Here is a 12,978-nt window from a genome sequence, read left to right as displayed (position 1 = left end):
AACCGCCTTCCGCGTCACACCGCGATCAGCGCCGCGGCGACCGCCCGGCTTTCCGCCAGCATGACATTGAACGTGCGCACGGCGGCCCCCGTGCTCATCGGGTCGGAGCTGATCCGGCGCTCCTTGAGCGCCGCCTTGATATCCGCCGGCAGGGGGCGGATGTCCTTGCCGGTGCCGACCAGCAGCACCTCGATATCCCCCGCCTCGTCCAGCACGCGCTGGAGGTCGTCGACCGTCAGCGCCGCGCCCTCCTCCTTGTCCCAGCCGTGGATGCCGGAGGGCAGGCAGAGTATGGAGCCGCGGTGCGACATGTCGGCAAAGCGAAAACCGCCATTGCCATATGCGTCGATCGGCGCACGCCCGGGGAAGTGCGCCTCGCGGATTTCGATGCCTTTAGCCATTTTTTTCCGTCGCTTCCGTGACCGGTGCCTTGCCACCCTTGCCGGGGCGATAGCGCTCCGGCTGCAGGCGGAACAGGATGAGGATCGGTCCGGCAATGTAGATAGAGGAGATGGTGCCGATCGCCACCCCGAAAAGCAGCGTCAGCGCGAAGGTGCGGATCGCCTCGCCGCCGAACAGCGCCAGCGCCGAAAGCGCGATCAGCGTCGTCGCCGAAGTCAGCACGGTGCGCGACAGCGTGCGGTTGATCGCGTCGTCGATCAGGATCGGCAGCGGCATCTGCTTGAAATGCCTGAGATTCTCGCGGATTCGGTCGTAGACGACCATGGTGTCGTTCAACGAATAGCCGGCGACGGTCAGGAGGGCTGCGACGGCGGTGATGTTGAACTCGATCCTGGCGAGCGCCAGGAAGCCGAGCGTGAAGAACACGTCATGCGCCAGCGCGATGATCGCGCCGATGGCGAAGTGCCACTCGAAACGGACCCAGATATAGGCGACGAGCGCCACGAGGCCGACGACGAAGCCGAGCGTCGCGGTGTCGATCAGTTCGCCGGAAATCGCCGGGCCGACCGCCTCGACGCGGCGGAAATCATAATCGTCCTCAAGCTCGCCGCGGGCGATGAGCACGGAGGTCTGCTCGGCATTCTCGCCTTCGCCGGCCGACGTCAGCCGCACCAGCGCGTGGCGCGCATCGCGATGCTTGGTGACGTTCAGCACGTCGACGCCGGCATCCGTCAGGCGCGCGGCGATATCGTCGGGATCGGCATTGCCCGCCTTCGCCTGCAGTTCGAGTGCGGCGCCGCCCGTGAAATCGATGCCGGGCTTCAGCTTGCCGGCAACGAGCATGCCGGCAATGGCGAGCGACAGGACGGCGGTCAGCAGGAAGACGACGTTGCGTACCGCCATGAAGCGCAGATTGAGGCTGTCGAAGAAGCCGGAGCGCACGCCCTTCGGCAGGTGCGTCGCGTGGCTGCGGTTGAGCCAGGCGCTGACAAGGCGGCGCGTCAGCGTGAAGGTGGTGACGAGCGTTGCCAGAAGGCCGATGCCGACGGCAAGCGCGAAGGCGCGCACCGGCGCGGCCGAGAGCAGGAAAAGGACCGCGATGGCGATGAACATGGTGATGGAGGCATCGAGCACCGTGGCGCGGGCCCGGCGGAAGCCGACCAGGACCGCCCGTGAGAGCTCGCGCCCGCCCTTCACCTCCTCGCGGATGCGCTCGAAGATCAGCACGCTGGCATCCACCGTGATGCCGACGGTGAGCACAATGCCGGCGATCATGGAAAGCGACAGCGGCGCGCCGACCAGCGCCAGCACGGCGAAGGTGAGGATGACGTTGAAGAACAGCGCCAGCGAGGCGATGACCCCGAGCACGCCGTAGAAGAAGGTCATGAAGGCGACGACGGCCCCGACCGCGACGACGAGGGCGGCGGCCATCGTGACCCGCGACGTCGTGCCGAGCGCCGGCTCGATCGAGCGCTCCTCGATGATGGTGAGCGGTGCGGGCAGCGGGCCGCTGGCGATGATGCGCGCGAGGTTTCCGGCACCCTCCGCGTCGAAATCGCCGGAAAGCCGCCCGACGCCATCCGTGATGGCGCCCTGGATGCGCGAGGTCGAGATGATCTGGCCGTCGAGAAGGATGGCGATGGTGCGGCCGCTGTTTTCGCGCGTAAAGGCGGCGAGCCGTTCGGCCGCTCCGCCTCTCAGCACGAATTCGATGAAGGGTTCGCCATTGGCGGCCGGCTGCGCGGAGGCGACATCCGATGCGGTGAAGAGATCGTCCTGCCGGACCAGATAGCCGACCGGCGGCTCGCCGGTGGAGTAGAGCACTTCGGAGCCCGCCGGCGCGCCGTCCTCCATCGCCGTGTTGACCGGCACGCTGTCATCGACCAGCCGCGCGGAGAGCCGCCCGACCTGCGCCAGCATATCCTTGACGCGCTGCGGGTCGGTGAGGCCGGGCATGGCGACGACGATGCGGTCATGCTCGCCGCGCCCGACGGCAAGGGTCGGAATATCGAGGCTCTCGACGCGGCGGCGGACCGCATCGACGGCGCCGAGCGAGGCGGCGCGAACGGAATCGTCGATGGCCGCGGCCGACAGGACGAGGCGGAAGGCGCTCGTTTCCGGCTCGCTGAGCGTGCCGAGATCGAGGCCGGCGAGCGCCGTGCGGGCGGCCTCGACGCGATCGGCGGCCGTCACGGTCACGTCGATCGTGTCGTCCGCGCCGTTGAGGTCGCTATAGGGAACGCGCGCGGCGCGCAGCGTATTGCCGATCGTTTCCACGGCAGCGCGCAGCCGGTCGGCGGCGATGTCGCTGCGCGAAACCTCCAGCACCAGGCGGGAGCCGCCGGTGAGGTCGATGCCGGGCTCGAGGCGGTGCATCGTCAGCCAGCCCGGTAGAAGAGCGGCCGTGCGCGTGGGCAGAAGGCTGGGCAGAATGACAAGAAGGCTCGCCACGAGGACGAGCCAGAGAGAAACGGTCTTCCAGCGGGCGGATTGCTGCATCGCGGTCTCGCCTACGGCAACTTCAGCAAAAGGGCGGAACGCGGTCCTGCTGGCATTGCGTAAAAACAAAAACAACCCGGCACGGACGCCGGCTGAAAACCAGTCGGGCCGTCCGGCCGGGTTTCTGCCCGGCCAGGCGGCAGGTCAAGTTATTCCTTGACGGGTTCGCCCTTGACGCGGACTTCGCTGATGCCGCTACGCACGACGCGCACCTTCATGCCCTCGGCGATTTCGACTTCGAGCTCGTTGTCGTCGATGACCTTGGTGACCTTGCCGACGATGCCGCCGCCGGTGACGACCTGGTCGCCGCGGCGGATGTTCTTCAGAAGCTCTTCGCGACGCTTCATGTTGGCACGCTGCGGGCGGATGATGAGGAAATACATCACCACGAAAATCAGCAGAAACGGCAGGACCGACATGAGAATGTCTGCGCCGCCAGCTGCTCCGCCGGGTGCCGTCTGGGCGAAGGCCTCGGTAATGAACATCAGCTACTCCTTGAAATCTTGAATTTGCGCGGCCTGAGGGGCCATTTCGGTTGCCGGAATATAGGCAAGCAGGCCTTGAATGCAACACACGAGACTGAGAAGCCGGCGCTTTTCAAGCGCTTTCCCCCTTTTCGCCACCCGCCGCCGCATGTTACCCGGCAGGGACGCATGAGGAGAGAGAAATTGCAGGACGATCCCATCAAGCTTTTGCTCGCCGAAATCGGCCGTATCAATGCCACGCTGGAACGCCTCGCCGGCCCCGCGCCCGCCGTCAACGACTGGAACGCCGCCGACGTCTTCGTCTGGTCGCCGGGGCGCCAGCACCTCCAGCCGGTGAAGCGTCCGAACCGCATCGACATCGACCTCATCCGCGGCGTCGACCATGTGCGCGACATCCTCGTCGACAACACCGTGCGATTCGCCCGCGGCCTGCCGGCCAACAACGTGCTGCTCTGGGGCGCGCGCGGCATGGGCAAGTCGTCGCTGGTGAAATCGGTGCATGCGCTTGCGGCCAAGGAGACCGGTAGCCGGCTGAAGCTCGTCGAGGTGCACCGCGAGGATATTTCGACGCTGCCGGCGCTGATGGAAATCCTAAAGGACGCGCCCGCCCCGGTCATCATCTTCTGCGACGACCTTTCCTTCGACCATGACGACACGTCCTACAAGTCGCTGAAGGCGGCGCTCGACGGCGGCGTGGAAGGCCGGCCGGACAATGTGCTGCTCTACGCCACCTCCAACCGCCGGCACCTGCTGCCGCGCGACATGATGGAGAACGAGCAGTCGACGGCGATCAACCCGTCCGAGGCCGTCGAGGAGAAGGTGTCGCTGTCCGACCGCTTCGGCCTCTGGCTCGGCTTCTACAAGTGCAGCCAGCCCGAATATCTCGAGATGATCGACGGCTATGCCCGCCATTTCGATCTCGGCATCGCTACGGAACAGCTCCATGCCGAAGCGCTCGAATGGGCGACGACCCGCGGTTCACGCTCCGGCCGCGTCGCCTGGCAATATGTGCAGGACCTGGCGGGACGGTTGGGCAAGCCGCTGGTGAAGTGAGCAAGGCGGCGAAACCATCGTCATTTGGTCGGTAAACCTCGCCCCACCCTCTGTCGTCATCCCCGGCCCTGAGCCGAGGATCCATATCCGGTAGGTGGCCGTGGATGGATGGTCGGGTCAGGCCCGACCATGACGAAGGAGAGGTTGGGCGGTTTTATCAAAAACAGCAAGGCCCGGTCGAACCGGGCCTTGCTGTTTTTTCCTACGGACGATCAACCCTATTCCAGGAAGGTCATCGGGTTGACCGGGGTGGCGTTCTTGCGCACCTCGAAGTGGACCTTCGGGCGGGTGGCGCTGCCGCTCATGCCGGAGGTGGCGACCGTCTGGCCGCGCTGGATCTTCTGGCCGCGCTGGACGCTCAGGTCGCCGGCATGGCCGTAGACCGTGACGGTGCCGTCGTCGTGGCGCACGAGAACCGCGTTGCCGAGTTCCTTCAGGCTGCTGCCGGCATAGATGACCACGCCGTTTTCGGCGGCCTTGATCGGCGTGCCTTCCGGAACCGAGATGTCGATGCCGTCGTTGCGGTTGCCGTCGACATTGGCGCCGTAGCCGGCGATGACCGCACCGCGCACCGGCCAGCGATATTTGCCGATGCCGGTCGATTCGGGCGCTTCGTCCGTCACGTCCGACTTTTCGGTCGCTTCCGTCACGGAAACGGTCTTCACCGGGGCCTTGTAGGCTTCCGGCTTCTTTTCCGCCGTCTCGACCTTCTTTTCCTTGTTGACCGGAACCGAGGCCGTCGTCGTCTTGTCCGTCGTCGTTTCAACGGCGCCGCCGGCCGGGATCGTCAGTTTCTGGCCGATGCGGATCGATGCGGTCTCCAGGCCGTTCGCCTTCTTCAGCGCATCGACGGAAACGCCGTTGCTGCGCGCGATCTTGGCGAGCGAGTCGCCCGGCTGCACTTCGTAGCCGGCCTTGCCGCTGCCTTCGCCCGCTTCGGCGACCTTCGAATTCGTCTGGCCGCTTTCCGACTTCACCTTGTCGCGGGTGGAGGTGCCGGGCAGGATGGCGACATTCTGCTCGCCCTTGCGCTCCGGCGTCGGCAGCTTTTCGCCGACCTTCAGCGTGTGATCCGTCGAGGCCTTGGCGGCACTTGCCGTCGTGCTGAAGGTCGGGATGACGATCTTCTGGCCGGGCTCGGCATCCGCCGCGCGCTTCAGGCCGTTGGCGGCGAGGATTTCCTTTTCCGGCACACCGTAGCGGTTGGCGAGCGTCTTCACGCTTTCGCCCTGGCGCAGCATGACGACCGGTGCGTTCTGCGTCGACCAGCCGGCCTTGCCCTTGACGGTCGCCGTCGTCAGCGTGTCGACGTCCCTGGCCTTGCGCTCGGGAAGCTCCTGGGCCATCGCGACCTCGCGCTCGGCTTCCTGGCGGGCGCCGGCGGTCGGGTCGTTGAGTTCGCCGCGCTGGACGGTCATCGGCGTCGTGGCGAGCCGCGTGCCGGAGCCGCCGGTGGTGGATGTGTTGATCGGGTCGTAGGAGACCGTGCCCTGATCCGGGAATGGCTGGTTCAGCGCCTGATCGCGGGTGCCCGTCTGGTCGGTCATGACGACCTGCTGGCCGCTGCCGACCGAGCCGCGCGGCACGACATTGTTGCCGAAGAGCGTGCGGCGCGGGACCGAGCTCGTAGTGATATTGTCCGAACCGGACGAGGAGAAGAGGCCGCCAAAACGGGAGGCGTCCGAGCTGCACCCGGTCGCTACGCTTGCCAGCAGGGCGGCAGCCACGAGGCGGGTCGCGGTCCTACCAAAACTCGGCGATACACTCTTACGCATGAGACTACCCAATCGGTACGCTACTTGATGTAGACCGATTAAAGCGCGTTAGAGTTACTGCCCGGTTAAAGACGGGCTACCCGCAACAGGTTTTTGATGAATTGATAACCATGGCGGCCCTCCACCACGGCAAAACGCCTCAGAATCCGGTCGCGTACATGCTGTCGGCGCGCGAGATGCGACCGTTGACGCGGGCGACATTCTCGATATCGGCCGGGCTCGGCTGGAAGATCGACGAAATGGGCGTCGCGCGGCGTGTGGCCCGCTCGCCGAGGACGGCGGCGTTTTCGAGGGCGGCGTCGGGCGCCGTCATGTCGAGGGCGCTTTCATTGTAGGCGATGGCTTGCAGTGCCGCGACGGCGGGCTCACGTGTCCCGGCATAACGCGCGCTGCGCTGGTCCTGCGCCGACATGCTGTCGAAATATTCGACATAGGCGCGGTAATAGGCCTTTCGGTCGCCCTTCTCCAGGAAATGACCGAAGGCGGCATATTCGCGTTTTTCGAGTTCTGATGTGTCGAGGTTGTCGCGCTCGGCAGCGGTCAGCGCCGGCAGGCTGGAGGTCGCTTCTTCCCGGGCGACGCTCAGCACGAGCAGCGCATCGACGGTCAGGCCGACATGGGAGGACGGGTCGTAGCTGCCGCCGGCGAGATGCGCGGTCGAGCCGGCCTCGGCATTCTCCTCGACAGCCTTGCCCGCAGCCTTGCCCGCGAGATAGGCGAGGCTGTCGCTGGTCGAACTGCTGGTGATCCTGTTCGAGACGTACATTTCCCTCTCCATCGGAGCAGCCTTAAAAAACCGGCGTCCTGTGTGGAAACTTCTGCTTCGCTATCGGCCTACGCCCCGAAGCTTGCGCGAAGCTTGCGCTGGTTAACAAAAGGTTAACGCGCTGGAATCGCGACGGGAATCCGGGCGGTGCGCCGAGGCGCATGCGCTGGAGGTGCTGATTTTCAGGCAAAAAACGCCACGAGACTCAGCAGGCGGCCGCCTGCCAAGCCGTAAAAGCCAAGGATGAGAGTTTGATTAGAGCGCCTGCGCCATCTGCGGCACGATCGGCAGGTAGGGCACGTCGAAGAGGTCTTCGCGGTCGAAGCGGCTGCCGGTCTTGGTGAGCTTCAGCATGCGGCACTCGGTGTCGCTGACCATGACGGGGGCGATCAGCATGCCGCCGGAGACGAGTTGCTCGGCGAAGAAGCGCGGCAGGGCCTGGAAGGCGGCGGTGACGAGGATGCGGTCGAAGGTGCCCTCCCCCGGCATGCCGTTGCTGCCATCGGCCTGGCGCACGATGACGTTGCGGATGCCGGCCTTCTCGATGGATTGCTGCGCATTGGTGGCGAGCGTGCGGTAGCGGTCGACCGTCAGCACGCGCTCCGTCAGGCGGCCCATGACGGCGGCGGTGAAGCCGCTGCCGGTGCCGACTTCGAGGATGCGCTGGCCGGCCTTGAGGCTCAGGAGATGCAGCACGCGCACCGCAAGGTCGATGCCCTCCATGAAGGAGCCGCAGTCGAGCGGCAGGACGCGGCGCGAATAGGCCTCGCCGGCAAACTGCGGCGGCACGAAGAGCGTGCGCGGCGTCTGCTCCACGGCCGTCAGGAGGTCGAGATTGTTGATGCCCTGCCCGCGCAGGCGCAGCGCCAGCGCGGCAAACCCTTCCTTCTCGATCACCCGTCCCGTGTTCAATCCGCATCCTCGCCGTTGAGCACGCGCTGCACGCGATCGAGCACGGTATAATCCGTGAGGTCGAGTTTCAGCGGCGTGACCGAAATCTTGTGGTTCCTGACCGCGTGGATATCGGTGCCGACGCGGAAATCGCCCTTCCGCTCGCCGAAGCGCAGCCAGTAATAGGGAAAGCCCCGGCCATCGGCGCGCTCATCGATCGTGAGACCGAAATCAAGCTTGCCCTGGCTCGTCACCTCGACGCCCTTCAGTTCGGCGGGGGTGCAGTTCGGGAAGTTGAGGTTGAAGAAGGTCCAGTCCGGCAGTTCGACGTCCATCAGCTGGCGGATGAGTTTTGGCGCGAAAGTTTCGGCAACCTCCCACGGCACGACGCGGCCGCTGGCATGGTGGTAGGCCTGGCTCAGCGCCATCGACTTGATGCCCTGCAGCGTGCCTTCGATGGCACCCGCGATGGTGCCAGAATAGGTCACGTCGTCGGCCATGTTGGCGCCGGCATTGACGCCGGAGAGAACGAGGTCCGGCTCCACGTCCAGCACTTCGCGCACGCCCATGATGACGCAGTCCGTCGGCGTGCCGCGCAGCGCGTAACGCTTGTCGTCGATCTTGCGCAGGCGCAGCGGCTCGGAGAGCGTCAGCGAATGGGCAAGGCCGCTCTGGTCGGTCTCCGGCGCCACGACCCAGACGTCGTCCGTCAGTTCGCGGGCGATCCGCTCGAGGGCGGCGAGGCCCTCGGCATGGATGCCGTCGTCATTGGTCAGAAGGATGCGCATCTCGTCTCCGCCCGCCGCCTCAGGCGGCCTTCTCGATCTTCTTCAGGCCGCCCATATAGGGCAGCAGGACATCGGGCACCGTGACCGTGCCGTCCTCGTTCAGGTAGTTTTCCATGACGGCGATCAGCGCGCGGCCGACGGCCGTGCCCGAACCGTTCAGCGTGTGCACGAACTTCGTCGCCTTGTCGTCCTTGCCGCGATAGCGCGCATTCATGCGGCGCGCCTGGAAATCTCCGCAGACCGAGACGGACGAAATCTCGCGGAACGTGTCCTGCCCCGGCAGCCAGACTTCCAGATCATAGGTCTTGCGGGCGCCAAAACCCATGTCGCCGGTGCACAGCGTCATGACGCGGTAGTGCAGGCCGAGACGCTTGAGGATTTCTTCGGCGCAGGCCGTCATGCGCTCATGTTCGTCGACCGAGCTGTCCGCATCGGTGATCGAGACGAGTTCGCACTTCATGAACTGGTGCTGGCGCAGCATGCCGCGCGTATCGCGGCCAGCCGAGCCCGCTTCCGAGCGGAAGCATGGGGTGAGCGCGGTGAAGCGCAGCGGCAGCTTGTCCTGATCGAGGATTTCCTCGCGCACGAGGTTGGTGAGCGAGACTTCCGCCGTCGGGATCAGCCAGCGGCCGTCCGTGGTGCGGAACAGGTCGTCGGCGAACTTGGGAAGCTGGCCGGTGCCGTACATGGCGTCGTCGCGCACCAGCAGCGGCGCATGCACTTCCGTGTAGCCGTGTTCGCCCGTGTGCACGTCGATCATGAACTGGCCGAGCGCGCGCTCCAGGCGGGCGAGCTGACCCTTCAGCACGGTGAAGCGCGAGCCGGCGATCTTGGCCGCGGCCTCGAAATCCATCCAGCCGAGCGCCTCGCCGATTTCGTAATGCTCCAGCGGCTTGTGGTTCCAGCCGGGCTTGTTGCCCCATTGCAGCTTTTCCACATTGCCGGTCTCGTCCGAGCCGACCGGCACGTCGTCGGACGGAATGTTGGGAATGCGCGAGAGCTGGTCGGTGAGTTCGGCGGTGACCTGGCGCTCTTCCTCTTCGGCTGCGGGAAGCAGGTCCTTGATGGCGGAGACTTCGGCCTTCAGCTTGTCGGCGAGTTCGCTGTTCTTGCTCGCCATCGCCGCGCCGATCTCCTTGGAGGCGGCGTTGCGGCGCGACTGCATGTCCTGCGCCTTCTGGATGACGCTGCGGCGCTTCTCGTCGAGATCGATCAGCGCCTTTGCGAGGGGGCTTGCGCCGCGCTTCGCCAGGGCGGCGTCGAAGGCGTCGGCATTGTCGCGGATCCATTTGATATCAAGCATTGTCGTTCCAGGCGTTCTTTGGATGAAGGCTCACCCCGCCCGGCAGCGACCTGCGGCAACGCCGCGGGAAAAGCCTCAGTCGGCCTCGCCCGGGGTTGCTGCGACCTCGTTTTCCGCGTCCTGCGCGTTCGAGGCGTTCGCCCGCTGCCGTTCGATGAGTCGGGCCGTATAGATGGAAATCTCGTAGAGAAGGATGGCCGGCAGTGCAAGGCCGATCTGGGAAACCGGATCGGGCGGCGTCAGCACGGCCGCCACCACGAAGGCGATGACGATCGCGTATTTGCGCTTTTCCTTCAGCGTGTCCGACGTGATGAAACCGGCGCGCACCAGGAGCGACGAGATGACCGGAAGCTGGAAGACCAGGCCGAAGGCGAAGATCAGCGACATGATCAGGCTGAGATATTCGGAAACCTTCGGCAGAAGCTGAATGGAGACCTGCCCCTCGCCGCCGCCCTGCTCCATGGCGAGGAAGAACCACATGACCATGGGCGTGAAGAAGAAATAGACGAGTGCGGCGCCGATCAGGAACAGGATCGGCGAAGCGATCAGGAACGGCAGGAAGGCCGAGCGCTCGTTCTTGTAGAGGCCGGGCGCCACGAACTTATAGACCTGCTGGGCGATCACCGGGAAAGCGATGACCAAGGCGCCGAACATGGCGACCTTGATCTGCGTGAAGAAGAATTCCTGCGGCGCCGTGTAGATCAGCTCCACGTTGCGATGCGTCAGCCCCGCCCATTCCACCGCCCATTTGAAGGGCAGGACGAGCAGGTTGAAGAGCTGCTTGGCGAAATAGAAGCAGACGAGGAAGGCGACGAAAAAGGCGCCGACCGCCCAGAGCAGGCGCTGGCGGAGCTCGATCAGGTGCTCGATCAGCGGCTGGGGCTTGTCTTCGATATCGCCGCTCATGCCTCGTCCTTCTTGGTCTTCGTCGTCTTGGCCTTGGCGGGAGCGGCCTTCCTGGCCGCGGCAACCTTTGCCGCCGGCTTGGCAGCGGCCTTCGTCTCGGCCTCGACCTTGGCGGCCACCTTGCGCGGCTTCGTGGTCTTCGCGGCCGTCTCAGTGGGCTTCTTCGCCGTGGTCTTCCTCGTCGGCCCCGCCTTCAGCGGAACCGCCGCAACCGGCTCTGCCGAGGCCGGCTTGTTGGCCTCGGACGGCACGGCGAGCGGTGTGCCCTCCGCCGGCGTGCTCGTGCTTGTCGACGATGTAACGGAACCGGCCGACTTCTGCAGGTCCGCCTTGATGTCGTTACCCATCTGGCGCAGCGGATTGACCGCCTCGCGGATGGTGTTCAGCGGATTGAGCTTCTGCGCGTCGCCGATCGTCTTCTTCACATCTTCGAGATCGGCTTCGCGCAGCGCCTCGTCGAACTGCTGGCGGAAATCGCTCGCCATGCCACGCATCTTCGTCATCATGCGACCGAACGTGCGCAGCATCTGCGGCAGGTCCTTCGGACCGACCACGATGATCAAGACGATCGCGATGACGAGTATTTCGGTCCAGCCGACATCAAGCATTGGGTATTGTCCTCATGGGCCGCGAACCACCGCCCGCGGCCGCCAGATCAATCCGCACGGAGTGACCTGGCAAATCCACATCCTACAACGCCGGTCACTTGACCTCGTCAGCCTTGTGATCGACGGTCTTCGCCTTGTCAGCGGCGGCCGCTTCCTCTTCGGACATGCCCTTCTTGAAATTCTTGATGCCCTTGGCGACATCACCCATCAGTTCCGGAATCTTGCCGCGGCCAAACAGCAGCAGCACAACCACCAGAACGATCAGCCAATGCCAGATGCTGAAAGAACCCATTCGCGTAACTCCCTTTCGAACTCGAACCCCGATGTAAGACGTTCAGCCGTCTTTTTCAAACACTAGTATGTCGCGCTGGTTAGCCGAAAGCGTGACGTCGCGCAATCCGGCCGCCAATTGATCGGCCCTCACCCGCGCACGAACCGGCCGATCGGTGCCGGGCACGGCGAGATCGAGGAGCTCGACCACGCCGAGAAAGCGCCGCGACAGGATGCGCGCCGGGATGTCGCCGCCGGTTTCCATGACATGCAGGCCCGAAAGGCGCACGGCGACATGCACCTTCTGGCCGTCCGAAAATTCCTTGCCGTCGGCATTGCCGAGCGGCGTTTCGACGACGCCGCCGCGCACATGACCGGGAAATTCGTTGATTTCGGAGAAGAAAGCGGCGGCAAAGATGTTTTTCGGGCGGAGATAAAGCTCTTCCGCCGTGCCCAACTGCACAAGGCGGCCATCTTTCAGCAGTGCGATCCGGTCGCCCATGCGCATCGCCTCCTCGGCATCATGCGTGACGACGATGGCGCTGGCACGCGAATGGCGCAGGATCGCCAGCGTGTCCGCGCGAATCGAATCCTTGAGGCGCGAATCGAGGCCGGAGAACGGCTCGTCCATCAGCAGGACCGAGGGCCGCGGCGCAAGCGCGCGGGCAAGCGCCACGCGTTGCTGCTCGCCGCCGGACAGCACATGCGGAAACTTTTGGGCATAGTGCGACAGACCGACGCGCTCGAGCGCCACCTGGGCCTCCGCTTCCGCTTCCGCCCGCGGCAGGGCCGTCAGGCCGAAGCGCACATTGTCGAGAACCGACATATGCGGGAACAGCGCGAAATCCTGGAACATCAGGCCGACGCCGCGCCGTTCGGGCGGCAGGAAGAGGGTCGGGCCGGCGATCTCGCGATCGTTGAGGAGCACGCGCCCGGCCGTCTGCGCCTCGATGCCGGCGGCAATGCGCAGCAGCGTCGTCTTGCCGGAGCCGGAGGGGCCGAGCAGGCAGAGAACCTCGCCGGGCTCCGCCGTCAGCGAAATACCGCGGATCGTCTGCTTGTTGTGGTAGCTGTGATGGATATTATCGAAGGACAGGCGCGCGCCGAACATCACCGCCGATGCCCGTCTCGTCTCGATACCGTTGGAGCCTGACGGGTCCGAAGCCATTTCCGAAGTCTTTCAAGTCCCTTGGCCAATCGCTAACCAGTCGCCGGCGACCGGTGCCGACGAT

At 65.1% G+C, this 12,978-nt stretch carries 13 protein-coding genes; 1 reads left to right on the top strand and 12 read right to left on the bottom strand.

The features are described from left to right. Positions 1-14: 14 nt before the first annotated feature. The 3 genes from VGN93_RS07130 to yajC all read right to left on the bottom strand — a co-directional run bounded on the left by VGN93_RS07130 (position 15) and on the right by yajC (position 3,386). On the bottom strand, positions 15-401 hold the full coding sequence (locus VGN93_RS07130; protein ID WP_319318963.1) for an Mth938-like domain-containing protein: 387 nt from the start codon (positions 399-401) through the stop codon (positions 15-17). Next, complete coding sequence (secD, locus tag VGN93_RS07125; protein ID WP_327506901.1) at positions 394-2,901, bottom strand: protein translocase subunit SecD; 2,508 nt, start codon at positions 2,899-2,901, stop codon at positions 394-396. The genes VGN93_RS07130 and secD overlap by 8 nt, the downstream gene beginning before the upstream one ends. Before the next feature lie 149 nt (positions 2,902-3,050). Then, positions 3,051-3,386: a preprotein translocase subunit YajC gene (gene yajC, locus VGN93_RS07120; RefSeq protein WP_327506900.1), complete on the bottom strand. Its 336-nt coding sequence runs from the start codon at positions 3,384-3,386 to the stop codon at positions 3,051-3,053. Positions 3,387-3,569: 183 nt separating this feature from the next. Between yajC and VGN93_RS07115 the strand changes: the two genes are divergently transcribed. Next, the gene (locus VGN93_RS07115; protein WP_319318972.1) at positions 3,570-4,439 is read left to right on the top strand and encodes an ATP-binding protein; all 870 of its coding nucleotides are present in this window, start codon (positions 3,570-3,572) and stop codon (positions 4,437-4,439) included. A gap of 218 nt (positions 4,440-4,657) precedes the next feature. On the opposite strand, the gene VGN93_RS07110 is transcribed toward VGN93_RS07115, so the two are convergent. The 9 genes from VGN93_RS07110 to VGN93_RS07070 all read right to left on the bottom strand — a co-directional run bounded on the left by VGN93_RS07110 (position 4,658) and on the right by VGN93_RS07070 (position 12,914). Further along, positions 4,658-6,214 (bottom strand): peptidoglycan DD-metalloendopeptidase family protein, encoded by a 1,557-nt coding sequence (locus VGN93_RS07110; protein ID WP_327506899.1) that lies wholly within the window; start codon positions 6,212-6,214, stop codon positions 4,658-4,660. A gap of 139 nt (positions 6,215-6,353) precedes the next feature. Further along, positions 6,354-6,980 (bottom strand): hypothetical protein, encoded by a 627-nt coding sequence (locus tag VGN93_RS07105; RefSeq protein WP_319318978.1) that lies wholly within the window; start codon positions 6,978-6,980, stop codon positions 6,354-6,356. Between the two features lie 255 nt (positions 6,981-7,235). Beyond that, positions 7,236-7,892 carry a protein-L-isoaspartate(D-aspartate) O-methyltransferase gene (locus VGN93_RS07100; RefSeq protein ID WP_319318981.1) on the bottom strand — a complete coding sequence of 219 codons (657 nt, stop codon included), beginning with the start codon at positions 7,890-7,892 and terminating at the stop codon, positions 7,236-7,238. Further along, on the bottom strand, positions 7,889-8,659 hold the full coding sequence (gene surE, locus VGN93_RS07095; RefSeq protein WP_327506898.1) for a 5'/3'-nucleotidase SurE: 771 nt from the start codon (positions 8,657-8,659) through the stop codon (positions 7,889-7,891). Before surE ends, VGN93_RS07100 begins: the two co-directional genes overlap by 4 nt. 19 nt (positions 8,660-8,678) lie before the next feature. Then, complete coding sequence (gene serS, locus VGN93_RS07090; protein WP_327506897.1) at positions 8,679-9,962, bottom strand: serine--tRNA ligase; 1,284 nt, start codon at positions 9,960-9,962, stop codon at positions 8,679-8,681. A gap of 75 nt (positions 9,963-10,037) precedes the next feature. Then, positions 10,038-10,868, bottom strand: coding sequence for a twin-arginine translocase subunit TatC (gene tatC, locus VGN93_RS07085; RefSeq protein WP_319318989.1), 831 nt, complete (start codon positions 10,866-10,868; stop codon positions 10,038-10,040). Beyond that, a complete protein-coding gene (gene tatB / locus VGN93_RS07080) occupies positions 10,865-11,476 on the bottom strand; it encodes a Sec-independent protein translocase protein TatB (protein ID WP_327506896.1) in 612 nt (203 codons plus the stop codon). Before tatB ends, tatC begins: the two co-directional genes overlap by 4 nt. 94 nt (positions 11,477-11,570) lie before the next feature. Then, positions 11,571-11,768: a twin-arginine translocase TatA/TatE family subunit gene (locus VGN93_RS07075; protein ID WP_256116053.1), complete on the bottom strand. Its 198-nt coding sequence runs from the start codon at positions 11,766-11,768 to the stop codon at positions 11,571-11,573. 42 nt (positions 11,769-11,810) lie between these two features. Beyond that, positions 11,811-12,914, bottom strand: coding sequence for an ABC transporter ATP-binding protein (locus tag VGN93_RS07070; RefSeq protein ID WP_413818667.1), 1,104 nt, complete (start codon positions 12,912-12,914; stop codon positions 11,811-11,813). Between the last annotated feature and the right edge of the window lie 64 nt (positions 12,915-12,978).

The sequence above is a fragment of the Shinella sp. genome (genome assembly GCF_035998705.1).
Classification (GTDB): domain Bacteria; phylum Pseudomonadota; class Alphaproteobacteria; order Rhizobiales; family Rhizobiaceae; genus Shinella.
This window is presented reverse-complemented; position numbering and strand designations above follow the sequence as displayed.